This is a genomic window from Chelatococcus composti, from assembly GCF_014201415.1.
GTDB lineage: Bacteria > Pseudomonadota > Alphaproteobacteria > Rhizobiales > Beijerinckiaceae > Chelatococcus_A > Chelatococcus_A composti.
This window is the reverse complement of the sequence record NZ_JACHEH010000002.1, coordinates 68,935-86,257: the sequence shown is the minus strand read 5'-3', so window position 1 is coordinate 86,257 and position 17,323 is coordinate 68,935. Positions and strand designations below refer to the sequence as shown.

The window sequence follows — 17,323 nt, the reverse complement described above, 5'->3', positions numbered from 1 at the left end:
AGTTTTCCCGAGGCAGAAACCGCAACGCGATCATTTACGCGGCGAGCCCTACGTAGTCGCGGGTGGTGCGCCCTTTCGGAAGCTCATCCACAATGCCGTTTGCAACCAAGGCGTCTCGCAAATCGACAAGCGGCTTCACTTGCACGTCGTGGTTGACGAACTGCGACATAAAGACGTTCAGAGCGGGCTCGATGTCAGCGAGCACGCGATCTGGATCAGCGTGGGAGAGGACGAAGCCGGGCAGGTCGTCCGAATAGACATATAACCCGCCGTCCTCGCGACGTTCAATCGTCACGGTCACCCGCAGGGCACTATCGGTGGTCACAGTCATCTCCTTCGTGGGCTCCGTATGTAAGACACGTTTCCCCGCGTATATCAACGATCCCATCGCCGCATGGTTTCGCAATCCTGGAAGATGAGACTTTCGCGACGCTGTGCGGTGCGTTAGCGCATCGAGCGAGCAATGTGGGCGGCAACGGAGACGTTCGCCGCCATGCCGCTGCCAACCCCTTCCATCGCTGACGCGCCTCGCCGTGTCGACTACACGCCGAACAACAGTGCCGGCCCGTTCCCGGTGCCGTTCCCGGTATTTGAGGGGACAGGCGACGACCTCGCCGTGACGCTCGATGGCGTGCCGGTGACGAATTGGACGTTCGCCGGCGATCAGATCGAGGATTTCTACGGCTCGCCAGGCTGTTGGGTGAATGGCACGATCACTTTCGATGCGCCGATCACGGGGGCGCTGCGAATCGCCGGCCGGCGACGGCCGCGGCGCGTTGACCAGTTCGCCGAGGGCCGCGGCGTTCCTGCCCGCGATCACAACCTGGAGCTCAACCGCCTGACGGCGACACAGCGCGAAATTTTCGACCGCGTGGAGGACATCGCCGCCGCGACCTCCGACATCATCCCTGCAGTCACGGCGCTCACGGCCCAGGCACAGCAGGCGGCATCGGATGCGGCTGCGTCGGCAGACGATGCTGAGGATTGGGCAGTGGCGGCGGAGGCGGCAGCGCAGCTCCTCGCCACGCATGCGCTGCCCGACGGCACGGACTTCAACGCCCTTGACCAACGCGGCACGTACATTCTGACGAGCGAAACAAACGCGCCGCTGCCTGGCCCGACGAATCGCTGGGTGGTCGAGGTGGTCGCTGATCCGGCGGACGCCGATCGGGTGGTGCAGCGGGCATATCTGCTCGTGGGCGGCGCCAAGCTGGAGCTCGCCAATCGCCGGCGCCTTGCCGGGGCCACGTGGGAACCGTGGCTGCTTGGTGCCGGGCAGGCGGTCGACGTGGGTTACGACGACAGCACCGCCTTCCCTGGGGCCACGAACGTGCAGGAGGCGCTTGAAGCTGCCGCCGATCCTTGGGCCTCGCTTCCGCTCCGGGTGCCGATCCCTGTGTTCGACCATCTCGGCGGAGGAGCCCCGCCCACCGACAAGTGGTACCGCTATGTGAAGCTGAGCGCCGGAGAGACCGGCGCAGGCGGCTACAATCAGGGCGTCCTCGCGAACGAAAGCGTCTCCGGCTCTGCGCCGCTCATCACCGCTACGGCTGAGATTGATCTGCCCTCGTCGCCAATACACGGTCAGACGATCCACCTCATCAACACCGAGCGCCGGTTCATTCGCGCGGGGGCGTCAGGCACGACGCAGGATGACGCAGTGCAGGACCACACGCATTCGCAGCCGCGGGACAATGTTTACGGCGGCGGCGCCGCAGGCGTGACGCAATTCTTTTGGTCGTCGCAAAACAGCTCGACGGGAGGTGTTAACAGCGGTCGCGTCGCGAATGAAACGCGCCCGAGAAACATCGGTGCCACCTATTTCATGAGGATACGCTAATGCCGTGGGCAGCTGCCAATTGTGTCAGCACGTCTCCGATAGCTGGCGGCGTAGAGATCACCGATGATGAATACCGCGCTGCCATCGAAGGGATCGCGAACGGCAAGGTTGTCAGCATTGAAGGGGGCGTGTTCGCGCTCATTGACCCTCCAATGCCGGAACACGAGGCCCCGCAGGAGCCAGAGCCAGCGCCTCCGACGCTTGAAGACTACCGCGCTGCAATCCGCGCGCATGTCGATGCTACGGCACAGGCCAGGCTTTACGATAATGCGGTCTCGTGCGCGTCCTATCTCAACTCGACAAACCCTGTATGGGCTGCCGAGGCGCAGGCGTTCGTTGCATGGCGCGATGCGGTGTGGGCCTACGTCTTTGCCGAGCTGGACAAGGTCCAGAGCGGGCAGCGCGAGCAGCCAACTGTTGAGCAATTCGTGGCCGAGTTGGCGGCTGCCGTGCCGATGGAGTGGCCGCCATAGCGCCTCTGTGCGGTGCGTCTGATTGGGGCGCCCCGCATCCTCCGGGCATCTCGCGCGAGGTGCCCGATGATCAATCGCACGACGTTCTTCAGCTACGCCCGGCGCGCGCCCTTCGGAGGCCGGCTCACGACTGAGCAGGTCAAGGGCTGCGAGGCCATTCTGGACGCCTGCCGGCGCGAGCGTGTCACGGACCTTCGCCGGATTGCCTACATCCTCGCCTCCGTCTTTCACGAGACGGGGGGCACCATGGCGCCGGTGCGGGAAACCTTCGCCCGGAGCGACGCGCAGGCCATGGACCGGCTCGAAGCCGCATGGCGGGCGGGGAAGCTGAAAGGCGTGACGACGCCCTACTGGCGGGATGGCTGGTTCGGCCGCGGGCTCATCCAGCTCACGCACCGCTCCAATTACGAGAAGATGGGGGCGCGGCTCGACCTGCCGCTCACTGACAAGCCGAACCTCGTCCTCGACCTGGAGACGAGTGCCCGCATCGCCGTCGTCGGCATGAACGAGGGCCTGTTCACGGGCAAGAAGCTCTCCGACTATTTCCACGGCGAAACCACCGACCCCGTAGGGGCCAGGCGAATTGTCAACGGCACAGACAAGGCGAAGCTCATCGCCGGCTACTTCGAGGCATTCCTGGGCGCGCTGCAGGCTGCGGACGAGCGCACGCCGCTCCCCAAGGACATCTCCGACGAGGAAGCGGCGCCCGACGACGTGCCACCAGCCGAAAGCAAGAGCCTGTGGTCGATCCTGCTGTCGTTTGTGACTGGCGGCGGCGGCCTTGCTTTCCTGAACGGCATCAACTCTTGGCCGGCGGTGGCCGCGCTCGCGCTGCTCGTCGTCGCCGGCGGCATCGGCGTCTGGCTCGTGCTGACCGGGCGCGTCGTCATTGAGAGGCGGCCGCAATGACGGGATTGCGCCTCTACGCGCTGGCCGCGCTGGTGATCGCCGGGCTAGCCGCGGCCGGCGTCTACACGTGGAAGGTATTCGACGCGGGGCGCCAAATCGGCGGCGCCGACACGGCGGATCGCATCATGAGGGAGCAACGCGATGCGGTGGACGCGATGGCTGCGGCTCGTGAGCGCGTGCGCGCTTGCTATGCTCGCGGCGGCCTGTGGGACCGTTCGACCGGCCAATGTCGATCCGCAGTGCCGGGCGCTGGGCAATGAGCTCCAGTCGGCCGTCGAGCGCCAGACGGTCGACGAGATTTTCGAGGCAGGGGTGGCGGCGGGATGCTGGACGCGCAGCGGAGCGACGAGATGAGCAGGCCCCGGTTCGAGTGGACATTCAATTTCGGCCACCTCGTCATGGCCGGGACGATGCTGTTCTCATTCGGCGGGTTCTACATGCTGACGGACTATCGGCTGGCCGCCGTAGAGAAGCAGGTGGATCGGCTGAGCACGCTCGTCACGCAGTCCGCCCGCCTCGAGGAGCGGCTGGTGTCGCTCACGGATCGCGTCGACAAGCTGGAGCGGAGGTGAGGCATGAGCACGCTTGCCGAAAAGCCGGAAGCGCCGGCAACGGTCCACGACGACGAGGAAATCTGGGTCGTTCATCCGATCGAGGGCAACGTTCGTCGGAAGCTCTCAACGGTTATCCCCTACATCAACGGCTATAGCGGGTCGGCCCGCGGCTTTTTCGGCGCCTCGCCTGTCGGGCAGCCGGCCCATGTCGACCAGGCGAGCTATTCGCTGACAGTCGGCGCGACGCTGCAGATGACGGGAACGAACAGCTCGCCGTGGGGCTTCTCCTCGCAGAGCGCCTTCGACGATCTCGTCACGCGCGTGAACGAGCTGCGCGCCGACATGATCGGCGTTCACAAGCTTCTGATGGCAATCAGAACGGCCCTAGTGAACCTTGGGCTCATCAAGGGTTCCGCGTAATATCAATCGACTCTGGGAACGCCTTCCTTGCAAACCAATGACTTAGTTTTAGCATCCCGTTAACCATGACTGTCAGGATGCACGGGTCGCCTCGCGGCGGCGCGGGGGAAGCCGGCGGGCATGGACGATGCTGCCGGGCGCCCTTCCGCAAGGCGTCGAGATAGTTTATATGTGAACAATGATGCGTCCGGCCTGCCGCGCCGTGGGTGGCTGCCGGGTCGAGGCGCAGTGCGGGAGGGAGCCACGGAATGCCGAGCTACAAGGCGCCAGTCGACAACGTCCGTTTCCTGCTCGAGGATGTCTTCGGCATCGAGCGCTACAACAATCTTCCGGGCTTCGCCGAGGCGAGCCCCGACGTGATCGAGGCCATCCTGTCGGAAGGCGCGAAGCTGTGCGAGGAGGTGTTGCAGCCGCTCAACCGCGTGGGCGACCTCGAGGGATGCACCCGGCATGAAGACGGGCGGGTGACGACGCCGAAGGGCTTCAAGGCGGCCTACGACGCCTTCGCCCAGGGGGGCTGGATCGGCCTGGCGGCTGCGCCCGAATACGGTGGTCAGGGCCTGCCCTATACGCTCGCGGCTGTGATGAACGAGTTCGCCTCTTCGGCCAACATGGCTTTCGCCATGTATCCCGGCCTGACCATGGGGGCCATTGCCGCGCTCGCGACCCACGGCAGCGAGGAGCAGAGGAGGCTCTATCTGCCTCCGATGATCGCCGGCACCTGGTCCGGCACCATGAATCTCACGGAACCGCATTGCGGCACCGACCTCGGCCTCATCAAGACGAAGGCCGTGCCGAACGGCGACGGTTCCTATGCCATCACCGGCACCAAGATCTTCATCTCGGCCGGCGAGCACGATCTCACCGAGAACATCGTTCATCTGGTGCTGGCGCGCATCGAGGGCGCGCCCGCCGGCACCAAGGGCATCTCGCTCTTCGTGGTGCCGAAGCGACTCGTCAATGCCGATGGTTCGCTCGGCGAGGCGAACAAGGTTTCCTGCGGCTCCATCGAGCACAAGATGGGCATCCACGGCAACGCCACCTGCGTCATGAACTATGATGGCGCCAGGGGCTGGCTGGTCGGGGCCGAGAACAGGGGCCTCAACGCCATGTTCGTGATGATGAACGAGGCACGGCTCGGCGTCGCCATCCAGGGCCTTGCCCAGTCCGAGGTCGCCTACCAGAACGCCGTCGCCTATGTCCGCGAGCGCCTGCAGGGCCGTGCCCTCACCGGCACAAAGGAGCCGGACAAGCCGGCCGATCCCCTGATCGTGCATCCCGACGTGCGGCGGAACCTCCTCGCCATCCGATCCTTCAACGAGGCGGCGCGCGCCCTCGTGCTGTGGACGGCTCTGAAGAGCGACGTCGCCCACCGCTCGGGCGATGCGGCCGAGAAGCAGGCGGCGGATGACCTCCTCGGGCTGCTGACCCCGGTCCTCAAGGGCGTGCTGACGGATATCGGCTTCGAGAACGCCGTCCGGGCCCAGCAGATGTTTGGCGGCCACGGCTACATCGCCGAGACGGGCATGGAGCAGTTTGTGCGCGATGCCCGCATCGCCATGATCTATGAGGGGGCCAATGCCATCCAGGCGCTCGATCTCGTCGGCCGCAAGCTGCCGCGTGACCGCGGGCGCGCCGTCATGGCCTTCTTCAACGAGGTTGGCGCCTTCGTGAAGGAGCATGCCGGCGACGAGGCCATGGCGCCCTACGTGAAGCCGCTCGAAGCCGCGCTCGGTCACCTGCAGCAGGCGACCATGTGGTTCATGAACAACGCCATGGCGAAGCCGGACAATGCCGGCGCCGGCGCCTACGACTACATGCACCTCTTCGGGCTCGTTGCCCTCGGCTACATGTGGGGGCTCATCGCCCGGGCGGCGCTGGCCAAGAAGGCGAACGGCGCCGACGCCGCGGCGATGGAGGCCAAACTGCTTGCCGGCCGCTTCTTCATGGAGCGGACGATGCCGGAAAGCGCGGCCCATCTGGCGCGCATCTCCTCTGGCGCCGACACGATCATGGCAATGCCGGCGGAGATGTTCTGAGGTTCCCTCCCCTTGCGGGAGCATTTGAATGAAGTGAGGGGGCGGTTGTCGGAAGCCGTTCACCCGACGTCGCGACCGCCGGGACGGCGGCGCTGCAGCTCCGCCTTCCCGCCCTGCCGGGAAAGGGGGCAGGGTGGGACACCGGGCGGACGCAGGACCGCGGCCCTCATCGCCCCCCTTTCCACCGGCGGGAAGGGGGATTGCCGGGAGAAACGCAATGCCTGACGCTTACATCTACGACCATGTGCGCACGCCGCGCGGCCGCGGCAAGCCGGACGGCGCGCTCCACCAGGTCACGACGCTGCAGCTCGCGACGACCGCGCTGAGGGCCTTGCGCGAGCGCAACGATCTCGACACGCGCCTCGTCGACGATGTGGTGCTCGGCTGTGTCGATCCTGTCGGCGAGGCGGGCGGCGACATCGCCCGCGCCGCCGCGCTCAACGCCGACTATGGCCACCACGTGCCCGGTGTCCAGATCAACCGCTTCTGCGCCTCCGGCCTCGATGCGGTGAACTTCGCCGCCGCGCAGGTCATGTCCGGGCAGCACGACATGGTGGTGGGCGGCGGCGTCGAGTCCATGAGCCGCGTGGGCATCGGTGCCTCCGGCGGCGCCTGGCCGGTGGAGCCGGAGATCGCCGTGAAGTCCTACTTCATGCCCCAGGGCGTCTCGGCCGACCTCATCGCCACGAAATACGGCTTCAGCCGCGACGATTGCGACGCCTATGCCGTGGAGAGCCAGAAGCGCGCCGCAAGGGCTTGGGAAAACGGCTATTTCAAGAAGTCGGTGACGCCGGTCACGGACGTCAACGGCATCGTCCTGCTCGACAGGGACGAGCATATGCGGCCAGGCACCGACATGCCGGCGCTTGCCCAGCTCAAGCCTTCCTTCGCGCAGATGGCCGACATGGGCGGCTTCTCCGCCGTTGCCATCGACGCCCACCCAGAGATCGAAGCACTCAACCACGTGCACCATGCGGGCAACTCGTCGGGCATCGTCGATGGGGCAGCAGCGGTGCTCGTCGGCTCGCGCAAGGCGGGCCGTTCGGCCGGCCTCAAGCCGCGGGCGCGCATCCGCGCCTTCGCCAATATCGGCTCGGAGCCGGCGCTGATGCTCACCGGGCCGGTGGACGTGACGAAGAAGGTGCTGAAGCGTGCCGGCATGACCCTCGCGGACATCGATCTTTTCGAGATCAACGAGGCCTTCGCGGCCGTCGTGCTGCGCTACATGCAGGCCTTCGACCTCGACCCCGCCAGGGTCAACGTCAACGGCGGGGCCATCGCCATGGGCCATCCGCTCGGTGCCACCGGGGCCATGATCCTCGGCACCGTGCTCGACGAGCTGGAGCGCACCGGCAAGGAGACGGCCCTGGTGACGCTGTGCATCGGCGCCGGCATGGGCACGGCCGCCATCATCGAACGGGTCTGAGACGGCGGCATCCCGGTCCGTCAGGGAGAAACTCCATGAAGTTCGAGAACTTCCGCTTCGAGACCGATGCCGAGGGCATCGCCGTCGCGACCTGGGACATGCCCGGCCGCTCGATGAATGTCATCACCCCGCAGGTGATGGAGGAGCTTGCCGCCATCGTCGAGACAGTCGCCAACGACACCGCCATCAAGGGCTGCATCATCACCTCCGGGAAGGAGACCTTCTCGGGGGGGGCTGACCTCACCATGCTGCAGGGGCTTGGCGCCGAATATGCGAGGCTCGCCCGCACGGAGGGCGAGGAGAAGGCGGTCGCCCATTTCTTTGCCCAGTCGCGCAAGCTGTCGCAGCTCTATCGCCGGCTGGAGACCTGCGGCAAGCCGTTCGCCGCGGCCATTCATGGCGTGTGCCTCGGCGGCGCCTTCGAGCTTGCGCTTGCCTGCCACTTCCGCGTCGTCTCGGATGCCGATGTGACCCGCGTCGGGCTGCCCGAGATCAAGGTGGGCCTCTTCCCCGGCGCAGGCGGTACGCAGCGCGTCGCGCGACTGATGCAGACGGCCGATGCGCTGCAGATGCTTTTCAAGGGCGAGCAGATCCGTCCGCTGATGGCGCGCAACATGGGCCTCGTCCACGCCGTGGCGCCGCGCGACAAGATCGTCGAGACGGCGAAGGAATGGCTGCGCGCCGGCGGCAGCGCCGTCGCGCCGTGGGACGAGAAGGGCTTCAAGAACCCGTCCGGCCGCGTCTATTCGCCGGCCGGCATGCAGGTGTGGCCGGCGGCGAACGCCATCTACCGGCGCGAGACGCATGACAACTACCCCGCGGCGAAGGCGATCCTGCAGGCCGTCTACGAGGGGCTGCAGCTGCCGATGGATCTCGCGCTCGAGGTGGAGAGCCGCTATTTCGCAAAGATCCTGCGCTCGAAGGAGGCGGCGGCGATGATCCGCACGCTCTTCGTCTCGATGCAGGAGCTGAACAAGGGCGCCCGGCGCCCGGCGGACGTGCCGCCGGCCAAGCTGCGGCGCGTCGGAGTGCTCGGCGCCGGCTTCATGGGCGCTGGCATCGCCTACGTCACCGCGCTCGCGGGCATGGAGGTCGTGCTCATCGACCAGAGCGTGGAGGCGGCCGAGAAGGGCAAGGCCCATTCGCACAAGCTGATGAGCGACCAGATCATGAAGGGGCGTGCCAGGACGGCCGATCGCGACGCCCTCCTGGCACGCATCACGGCGACGGATGATTATGCGCTGCTGAAGGATTGCGACCTCGTCATCGAGGCGGTGTTCGAGGATCCCAAGGTCAAGGCCGAGGTCATCGCCAGGGCCGAGGCGGCGATGCGTCCGCGCGCCATTTTCGCCTCCAACACCTCGACCCTGCCGATCACCGGCCTCGCCGGCCATTCGCAGCGGCCGAAGCAGTTCATCGGCATTCACTTCTTCTCGCCGGTCGAGAAGATGATGCTGGTGGAGGTCATCCTCGGCAGGAAGACGGGCAGCCGGGCGCTCGCGGTGGCGCTCGACTACGTGCGCGCCATCAGAAAGACGCCGATCGTCGTCAACGACGCCCGCGGCTTCTATGCCAACCGCTGTGTCATGGCCTATGTGCGCGAGGGTCATCGTATGCTCCTCGAGGGCGTGCCGCCGGCCATGATCGAGAACGTGGCGCGCATGGCGGGCATGCCGGTCGGCCCCCTGTCGCTCAACGACGAGGTGGCCCTCGACCTGGCACTGAAGATCCTCAAGGCAACGAAGGCCCAGGTGGGGCCGGAGGCGATCGACCCGGAGCAGGAGGAGCTTCTCGTCGAGCTGGTGGAGAAGCGGGGCCGTCTTGGCCGCAAGAACGGCAAGGGCTTCTACGACTATCCCGAAGGCGGCAAGAAGCGGCTGTGGCCCGGCCTCGCCGAGCTGCAGAAGACGAAGCTCGACCCCGACACCATCGACATTGCCGAGCTGAAGCAGCGCTTCCTCGTGGTGCAGGCGCTGGAGGCGGCGCGGGCGGTGGAGGAGAAGGTCATCACCGATCCGCGCGAGGCGGACGTGGGCTCCATCCTCGGCTTCGGCTTCGCGCCCTTCACGGGCGGCACGCTGTCCTACATCGACGGCATGGGCGTCGCCGCCTTCGTGGACCTCGCCAAGGCCCTGGCGAAGAAACACGGCGAGCGCTTCAAGCCCTGCCGCCTGCTGATGCGCATGGCCCGCGAGCACACGAGCTTCTACGCCTCGTCCGCGGACAAGCCTGCCCGCAGGAAGGCGGCCTGAGGCCGGGCGGAAGCGACATCGGCGCGAGCCGGCCCCGCCGGCTCGCGTCTGCGCCCTGCGGCGCTGAAACGCGCAGGCAGACGTGCGCCGAAGGCCACTGGTGCCGCGGCGCCGGGCGGCTAACCTCATGCCGACGAAATCGGAGGCCCGCCGGCATGCGCAGCATCGACTACTACTTCTCCCTCGTCAGCCCGTGGGCCTATCTCGGCCACGCACCCTTCCTCGCCATCGCGGGGAAGCATGGTTGCACCGTGACCTACAAGCCCGTCTTCCTGGGCGAGGTCTTTTCGGAGACGGGTGGTCTGCCCCTCGCGAGGCGCCACCCTGTGCGCCAGCGCTACCGGCTCGTCGAGCTGCAGCGCTGGCGCGAGAAGCGGGGCGTGGCGCTCAACATCCATCCGAAGTTCTGGCCCTTCGAGGTGGCGCTGGCCGACCGTTGTGTCATCGCGCTGCAGGCGGCGGGTATCGACCCGGGCGCCTTTGTCGCGCGCGCCTTCGCCGGCGTGTGGGCGCGGGACGAGAACCTTGCCGACGAGGCAGTGCTGGCGGACATCGCGGCGGAGGTCGGCATTGATCCTGCGGCGATGCTGGAGGGGGCACACGGCGAAGCGGCCGGGGCCGCCTATGCCGGCAACATCGCCGATGCCGTCGCGGCCGATGTCTTCGGCTCGCCGTCCTATGTCGTCGACGGCGAGGTGTTCTGGGGGCAGGACCGGCTCGATCTCCTCGCCGACATGCTGGCGAGCGGCAGGCCGGCCTATTCCAGCGACGTGTGAGCCTATTCTGCGGCGATCCTGAGCGTTCTCCAGCGCGTCAGCAGTGCGCGCAGGGCCGCCGGCTTCAGCGGCTTGTGCAGCACGTGGATGTCTTTGGCAGCAGCCTCGGCGCGCACCGAGGGCGACCGGTCGGCGGTGAGCAGCACGGCGGGCAGCTCGCGCGCCAGCTTCCACCGCAGGGCGACGATTGCCTCGATGCCGTCGCCCTCGTCGAGGTGGTAGTCGGCGATGATGACGTCCGGCCGCACGCCCTCGCGGCGCAGCACCTCCTGCGCCTGGTTCAAGCCCGGAGCGGTATAGACGGTGCAGCCCCACCCGCCGAGCAGCAGCTGCATGCCTTCGGTGATCTGCTTCTCGTTGTCGATGGCGAGGACAACGAGGCCGTCGAGCGGGGCGGCGGGGGCGGGCTCCGCCTCGGCGGCATCGCCGCCCGCCGGCAGCGCCGAGACGAGGGGCACCTCGACCGAGAACACCGAGCCGCGGCCCGGCACCGACCGCAGCGACAGGGGATGGTCGAGCACCCGCGCGATGCGCTCGACGATGGACAGGCCCAGGCCAAGGCCGCGCGCCTCGCGCGCACCCTGCTCGAGACGCAGGAACTCGCGGAAGACGACCTTCTGTTTCGAGGCCGGGATGCCGAGACCCGTGTCCCACACCTCGATGCGCAGCCTGTTGCCCCGCCGGCGGCAGCCGACGAGCACCTTTCCGCTCGGCGTGTACTTGATGGCGTTGGAGATGAGGTTCTGCAGCAGGCGGCGCAGCAGCCGCCGGTCGGTCCTGACCGTGCAGGACGTGTCGACGAAAGTGAGTTCGAGCCCCTTCTCGCGCGCCATTGGGCCGAACTCGCGCCGCAGGGCGCGGAACATGTCGTCGAGCCGGAAGGGCGACGGCTCGGCCTTGAGCGCCCCCGTGTCGAGGCGGGAGATGTCGAGAAGGGCGGTGAGGATCTCCTCCACCGCATCGAGAGCGCCGTCGATGTTCTCGGCGAGCGTAGCATCGCCCGCCTTGCGGTCGCGCTCGACGAGCGAGGTGACATAGAGGCGTGCCGCGTTGAGCGGCTGCAGGATGTCGTGGCTGGCCGCGGCGAGGAAGCGTGTCTTGGACGCATTGGCCTCGTCGGCTGCGGCCTTGGCGCTGCGCAGCTCCTCGTTGAGGCGCATCAGCTCCTCGGTCCGCTCGCGCACGCGTCGCTCCAGCGTCTCGTTGGCGCGCTCCAGCGCCTCCTCGGCGCTGACGGTATCGGTGATGTCGGCGTAGGTGGTGACGATGCCGCCGTCCGGCAGGTGGTTGGAGCGGATCTCGATGACCTTGCCGGAGGGGTAGAGCCGCAGGCGCACCGGCTCTGTGTCATTGACGAAGCTCTCAAGGCGTGCCGCGATGAGGTCGTCCGGGTTGCCCTCGCCGTAGGAGCCACGCTCGGCGTTGAAGCGCACGATCTCCTCAAGGCCGACGCCCACGTGCACCAGCTCTTCCGGCAGGTCGTAGAGTTCGCGGAACGCCCTGTTCCAGCACATCAGGCGCAGGTCCTTGTCCAGCACCGTGATGCCCTGCCTGGCATGGTCGAGCGCGTGCTGCAGCAGGTCGCGGTTGTACTGCATGGCCGCCGAGGCGTCGTCGAGCAGCTTGAGGGCCGCCTTGGTGGAGACGTTGCGCCGGCGCAGCAGCAGCGACAGCACGAGGCGCGAGGAGGCCGCGCCGATGGCGGAGGCGAGCAGGTGCTCGGCGAAGCGCAGAAGGTGGATGTCGGCCTCGGCGCTGCCGTTGGGGACGATGCCGCGGCTCGCGGCGAAGCTGGCGAAGGCGGCGTCCGTGCGTTCCGCGCCGAGATAGCGTCCCACGGTGGCGCGCAGGTCATCGACCGTGACAGCCGAGCGGCGCAGGCGGAAGGCCTGGGCCATCGGTGCACTGTCGCGGGCGATGAAGACGTTGGCCTGCAGCCGCTCCATGGGGTTCGCCGGCCGCAGCAGCGAGAAGCCGATATAGGCGGCGACGTTCACGGCAAGGCTCCAGACCACGCCGTGCGTGAGCGGCGGCAGGTCGATGCCGAGCAGAGCCGTGGGCCGCAGGGCAGCGAGGCCGAAGGGACCGTCGCGGACGAGGTCGTGCCAGACACCCTCGCTGCCGGCGAGGCTCGGCAGCAGCAGCGTGTAGGCCCAGACGGCGAAGCCCGCGGCAAGGCCCGCGCTCGCGCCGAGGGCGGTGCCGCGCCGCCACACGAGGCCGCCGAAGAAGGCCGGGCCGATCTGTGCCACCGCCGCAAAGGACAGGAGGCCGATGGCGGCGAGCGCCGCCTCGCCCGAGGCGCGGTAATAGACATAGGCGAAGAGAATGACGGCGACGATGGCGACCCGCCGAACCATGACGACGAAGCGGCCGAGGTCGCCCGCATCCGTGCGCTCGTCCTCCGCACGGCGTCCGCGGCGGCGCAGCACCAGCGGCATGACGAGATCGTTGGAAATCATGATGGCGAGGGCCACCGAGTCGACGATCACCATGGCCGTGGCGGCGGAGAGGCCGCCGATAAAGGCGACGAGCGCCATCAGCACCGCACCGTCGTGGAGCGGCAGGGCGAGCACGGTCATGTCGTAGTCGATGGTGCCGCGCGGGAAGATCACTTCGCCGGCCAGTGCGATGGGAATGACGAACAGGTTGATGAGGACGAGGTAGAGCGGGAACGTCCAGGCCGCGCGCCGGATGTCGGCCGGGTGGCGGTTCTCGACGATGGCCATGTGGAACTGGCGCGGCAGGAGAATGGCGGCGCCGGCGGCCAGGATCGTCAGAGTGAGAAAGCCGACGGGTTCGGACGTGCGCTCGAAGATGCCCGGCGTCGTGGCTTCGCTGGCCCTCTGCCACAGGTCGCCCAGGCCATCGAACATCCAGAACGTGACGAAGAAGCCGACGGCGAGGAAGGCGAAGAGCTTGACGACGCTCTCGAGCGAGATGGCGAGGACGAGGCCGTCGTGGTGCTCCGTTGCGTCGATCTGGCGGGTGCCGAAGGCGACGGCGAAGGCAGCGAGCACGCCGGCGACGAGGAGGGCAAGGTCGCCGAAGATCGAGTGGCCGAGTCCGTGGTCCTCCGTGACGGCGAGGAAGACCTCCAGCGACGATGACACGGCCTTGAGCTGGAGGGCGATGTAGGGCACGGCCCCGACCACCGCGATGACCGCGACGAGCGCGGCGACGCGGTCGCTCTTGCCGTAGCGCGCGGCCACGAAGTCGGCGATTGAGGTGATGTTCTGCGCCTTGGCGAGCTGCACGATGCGTCCGACAAGGCGATGGCCGAGGCCGATGACGAGGATGGGGCCGATGTAGATGGTGAGAAAGTCGAGCCCGGAGCGCTCGGCGAGGCCGACGGAGCCGAAGAAGGTCCAGCTCGTGCAATAGACGGCGAGGGCTAGGGCGTAGATTGTGGCGCGCATGCGCCCGTCCATGACGCCCCGGGCGAAGGTGTCGCCCGCATGGGCGACGGCGAAGAGACCGCACAGATAGACGAGCGCTGCGAGAACGACCACCCAGCCGGCCAGCATGTCCGACGACGCCTCCCACCACCGGTCGCGCCGTGCGACCTTCGGGGAGCCTACCGCTGCCGCCCGGCGAAGGCCATTGGACTAAAGCGCAGCCGGGCCGAACCGTGCATCAATTGCAATTTCTGGGTGTACCGTCCGCGCGCTTGCGCTAACCTGCCGCGCATTGCGACACATGGTCGCTGCGTGTGCCAGGAGGGGCAGGATGCTTCAGGAGTTCAAGGAGTTCGCTCTCAAGGGCAATGTGGTCGATCTCGCCATCGGCGTCATCATCGGCGCGGCTTTCGGCGCGATCGTGTCATCAATGGTCGATGACATCATCATGCCCATCGTTGGTGCCATTACCGGCGGGCTCGACTTCTCCAACTATTTCCTGCCGCTTGCTTCGGAGGTGACGGCAAGCTCGCTCGAGGAGGCAAGGCGGCAGGGGGCTGTGCTCGCCTGGGGCAACTTCGTCACCATTGCGCTCAAGTTCCTCATCATTGCCTGGGTGCTCTTCCTTGTCGTCAAGGCGATGAACCGGCTGAAGCGGCAGCAGAAGCAGCCGGAGGCGGCGCCCGAGACGCCGGCCGACATCCAGCTGCTCACCGAGATTCGCGACCTCCTGAGGAACCGGAGCGCGTGAGGAGAACGTGCGCAGGCGGCCTCGCCTGCGCACCCTTCATGAAGTTTGATCGGTCCATCGCCACAATTCATGGCTCGCGCCGCGGCGATGGTGTAGGAGCGCGGCAGTCGAAACTGCCGGCGAGCTTACCGTCGTGAACGACCTGTCCCTGTTGTCCAGCCTGCGCCGCGAAGCCCGCGAGGCTCCCGCGAGCGGCATCGTCGACGTCGTCAACCACGGCCGCACGCGGCCCGGCCTGATCCCGCTGTGGGTCGGCGAGGGCGACATGCCCACTCCGGCCTTTATCGCGGAGGCCGCGACGCGCTCGCTCGCAGCGGGCGAGACCTTCTACACCTGGCAGCGCGGCATCCCGGAGCTGCGCGAGGCGCTGGCGCGCTACATCTCGCGCCTCTACGGCAAGCCCTATGCGGCTGAGCGCTTCTATGTCACCGGTTCGGGCATGCAGGCGCTCCAGATCGCGGTGCGCATGCTGGTGGGCAGCGGTGATGAGGTCGTGCTGCCGACGCCCGCCTGGCCGAACTTCGAGGCGGCCATCGGCATCGCTGGCGCAAAGGCAGTGCCGGTGCCGATGCAGCTCAGCAATGCGGGCTGGACGCTGGATCTCGACCGCCTTGCGGGCGCGATCACGCCGGCGACGCGCGTCATCTGCATCAACTCCCCCGCCAATCCAACCGGCTGGACGGCGACGCGTGAGGAGCTCGCCGCCATCCTGGCGCTCGCACGCCGGCACGGCCTGTGGATCATCGCCGACGAGATCTACGGCCGCTTCGTCTACGACGGGGCGGAGCGGGCCCCGTCCTTCCGCGACGTGATGGAAGACGACGACCGCATCGTCTTCGTGCAGACCTTCTCGAAGAACTGGGCGATGACCGGCTGGCGCGTGGGCTGGCTCGAGGCGCCGCCGGCCCTCGGCGACGTGATCGAGAACCTCATCCAGTATGCGACTTCGGGCGTCGCCGTGTTCATCCAGCGGGCCTGCGTCGCCGCGCTCGACCACGGCGAGGGCTTCGTCGCCCACCAGATCGCACGGGCGAAGGCAGGCCGCGACATCGTCTGCCGCGGCCTCGCCGCCACGGGCCGCGTGCGCTTCGCCGAGCCGGCGGGCGCGTTTTATCTCTTCTTCAGCGTCGACGGCGAGGACGACACGCGCCGCCTCGCCATCCGTCTCGTCGACGAGGCGAACGTCGGGCTCGCGCCCGGCTCGGCCTTCGGTGCCGGCGGAGAGCGCTTCCTGCGCCTGTGTTTCGCCCGCAAGGCGGAGGACCTCGAGGAGGCCGTCGCCCGCCTCGCCCGCGCCCTCAGGTGAGCGCCCTTCGCCCTCGGCAGGGCCGCCCTGCGCAGGGGGCCCTTGGCGGGGCCCTCCAGGCGGTGCATTGAGGGGGCTCGCTGAGAAGAGGGGCGAACAGGCGAATGCTGCGCAATCGGGAGACGGTGCGAAACGGCCTCTGGCAGGCTGCCCAGATCCTCGTTGCGGCCGTTGGCGGCTTCCTCTTCAATCTCCTCGACGTGCCCGCCGCCTGGCTGTCCGGCTCGGTGGTCGCGGTCGGCCTTTTGTGCGCCACGCGGCGCGCAGTGCCGATGTCGCCCAGCCTGACCGATGCGGCGATGCTGCTGGCCGGCACCTCCATGGGGGCGGCGGCGACGCCGGAGGCGCTGGCCGCCTTTGCGCGCTATCCGACGAGCCTCATGCTCCTGGCGCTCAGCATCGTCGCCGTGGTCGCCACCTCCGGCCTGTGGCTGGTGCGGCTGTCGCGATGGAACCGGCTCGACGCGCTCCTCGCCTCCATGCCGGGGGCGCTGTCCACGGTCATGGCTGTCGCGGCCGACAGGAACGCCAGCGTCGGGCCCATCGCCGTCGTGCAGTCCTTCCGCCTCGCGGTCCTCGTCGTGGTCCTGCCCAGCGTGCTTTTTGCCCTCGGCGGCGGGGAGGGGACCGTCGTCCTCGAGGGGGTGGCCATGAGTGCAGGGGCGCTCGGCGCCCTGCTCCTTCTCGGCTGGGGCGTCGGGGAGGTCCTGCGCCGGCTGGGCATGGCCGCGCCGCTGCTGCTCGGTACCACGCTGGTCAGCGGCACGGGGCATGCGCTGGGTCTCGTCGACGGGCTGATGCCGCCGAGCATCACCACCTTCGGCCTTGTCCTGCTCGGCTGCTACATCGGCCTGCGTTTCCGCACCGTGGACCGGCACGCTCTCGTGGCGAGCATGCCGGCTGCCTTCGCCTCGTTCATCCTGTCCATCATCGTAGCGTCCGCCTTCGCCTTCGCTGCGGCGGGGCTCGCGCACGTGCCGTTCGGCACGGCGCTCATCGCCTTCGCGCCGGGCGGGCTCGAGGCCATGACCGTGCTCGCGCTCATCATGGGGTTCGATCCGATCTTCGTGGGGTCGCACCACCTCGCCCGCTTCCTCGGCATTGGCCTGGCCCTGCCGGTGATCGTCGGCTGGATGGGACGGCGCCGGCGCGCGTGATCGTCCGCACATGGCGGCGGCC

Annotated in this window: 15 protein-coding genes; 13 read left to right on the top strand and 2 right to left on the bottom strand. The window is 67.9% G+C overall.

Annotated elements, in window-relative coordinates; all coding sequences use genetic code 11:
* Window positions 1-34 precede the first annotated feature (34 nt).
* On the bottom strand, window positions 35-325 hold the full coding sequence (locus HNQ73_RS03635; RefSeq protein ID WP_183332378.1) for a type II toxin-antitoxin system HicB family antitoxin: 291 nt from the start codon (window positions 323-325) through the stop codon (window positions 35-37).
* A 138-nt stretch (window positions 326-463) separates the two neighbouring features.
* Here HNQ73_RS03635 and HNQ73_RS03630 point away from each other — a divergent pair, with 138 nt between their 5' ends.
* The 10 genes from HNQ73_RS03630 (at window position 464) to HNQ73_RS03585 (ending at window position 10,689) form a co-directional block, all read left to right on the top strand.
* The gene (locus tag HNQ73_RS03630; protein WP_183332376.1) at window positions 464-1,840 is read left to right on the top strand and encodes a pyocin knob domain-containing protein; all 1,377 of its coding nucleotides are present in this window, start codon (window positions 464-466) and stop codon (window positions 1,838-1,840) included.
* Complete coding sequence (locus tag HNQ73_RS03625) at window positions 1,840-2,313, top strand: hypothetical protein (RefSeq protein ID WP_183332374.1); 474 nt, start codon at window positions 1,840-1,842, stop codon at window positions 2,311-2,313. Before HNQ73_RS03630 ends, HNQ73_RS03625 begins: the two co-directional genes overlap by 1 nt.
* Before the next feature lie 66 nt (window positions 2,314-2,379).
* The gene (locus HNQ73_RS03620; protein ID WP_183332373.1) at window positions 2,380-3,222 is read left to right on the top strand and encodes a hypothetical protein; all 843 of its coding nucleotides are present in this window, start codon (window positions 2,380-2,382) and stop codon (window positions 3,220-3,222) included.
* Window positions 3,219-3,482 carry a hypothetical protein gene (locus tag HNQ73_RS03615; RefSeq protein ID WP_183332371.1) on the top strand — a complete coding sequence of 88 codons (264 nt, stop codon included), beginning with the start codon at window positions 3,219-3,221 and terminating at the stop codon, window positions 3,480-3,482. The genes HNQ73_RS03620 and HNQ73_RS03615 overlap by 4 nt, the downstream gene beginning before the upstream one ends.
* A 90-nt stretch (window positions 3,483-3,572) precedes the next feature.
* Window positions 3,573-3,794, top strand: a complete 222-nt coding sequence (locus tag HNQ73_RS03610; protein WP_183332369.1) for a hypothetical protein — start codon at window positions 3,573-3,575, stop codon at window positions 3,792-3,794.
* Window positions 3,795-3,797: 3 nt separating this feature from the next.
* Window positions 3,798-4,196, top strand: coding sequence for a hypothetical protein (locus HNQ73_RS03605; protein ID WP_183332367.1), 399 nt, complete (start codon window positions 3,798-3,800; stop codon window positions 4,194-4,196).
* A 248-nt stretch (window positions 4,197-4,444) separates the two neighbouring features.
* Window positions 4,445-6,235 carry an acyl-CoA dehydrogenase C-terminal domain-containing protein gene (locus HNQ73_RS03600; protein WP_183332365.1) on the top strand — a complete coding sequence of 597 codons (1,791 nt, stop codon included), beginning with the start codon at window positions 4,445-4,447 and terminating at the stop codon, window positions 6,233-6,235.
* Window positions 6,236-6,452: 217 nt separating this feature from the next.
* The gene (locus tag HNQ73_RS03595) at window positions 6,453-7,661 is read left to right on the top strand and encodes an acetyl-CoA C-acetyltransferase (RefSeq protein ID WP_183332364.1); all 1,209 of its coding nucleotides are present in this window, start codon (window positions 6,453-6,455) and stop codon (window positions 7,659-7,661) included.
* Between the two features lie 35 nt (window positions 7,662-7,696).
* Entirely contained in the window at window positions 7,697-9,913 is a 2,217-nt protein-coding gene (locus HNQ73_RS03590) for a 3-hydroxyacyl-CoA dehydrogenase NAD-binding domain-containing protein (RefSeq protein WP_183332362.1), read from the top strand.
* Between the two features lie 155 nt (window positions 9,914-10,068).
* Window positions 10,069-10,689 (top strand): 2-hydroxychromene-2-carboxylate isomerase, encoded by a 621-nt coding sequence (locus HNQ73_RS03585; protein ID WP_183332360.1) that lies wholly within the window; start codon window positions 10,069-10,071, stop codon window positions 10,687-10,689.
* A gap of 2 nt (window positions 10,690-10,691) precedes the next feature.
* Here HNQ73_RS03585 and HNQ73_RS03580 read toward each other — a convergent pair whose 3' ends face one another.
* Window positions 10,692-14,216, bottom strand: coding sequence for a PAS domain-containing hybrid sensor histidine kinase/response regulator (locus tag HNQ73_RS03580; protein ID WP_183332358.1), 3,525 nt, complete (start codon window positions 14,214-14,216; stop codon window positions 10,692-10,694).
* Window positions 14,217-14,418: 202 nt separating this feature from the next.
* Here HNQ73_RS03580 and mscL point away from each other — a divergent pair, with 202 nt between their 5' ends.
* The 3 genes from mscL (at window position 14,419) to HNQ73_RS03565 (ending at window position 17,301) form a co-directional block, all read left to right on the top strand.
* Window positions 14,419-14,838, top strand: a complete 420-nt coding sequence (mscL, locus tag HNQ73_RS03575; protein ID WP_183332356.1) for a large conductance mechanosensitive channel protein MscL — start codon at window positions 14,419-14,421, stop codon at window positions 14,836-14,838.
* Window positions 14,839-14,980: 142 nt separating this feature from the next.
* Complete coding sequence (locus HNQ73_RS03570) at window positions 14,981-16,144, top strand: pyridoxal phosphate-dependent aminotransferase (RefSeq protein WP_210304954.1); 1,164 nt, start codon at window positions 14,981-14,983, stop codon at window positions 16,142-16,144.
* Window positions 16,145-16,248: 104 nt separating this feature from the next.
* The gene (locus tag HNQ73_RS03565) at window positions 16,249-17,301 is read left to right on the top strand and encodes an AbrB family transcriptional regulator (RefSeq protein WP_183332354.1); all 1,053 of its coding nucleotides are present in this window, start codon (window positions 16,249-16,251) and stop codon (window positions 17,299-17,301) included.
* Window positions 17,302-17,323: the final 22 nt, after the last annotated feature.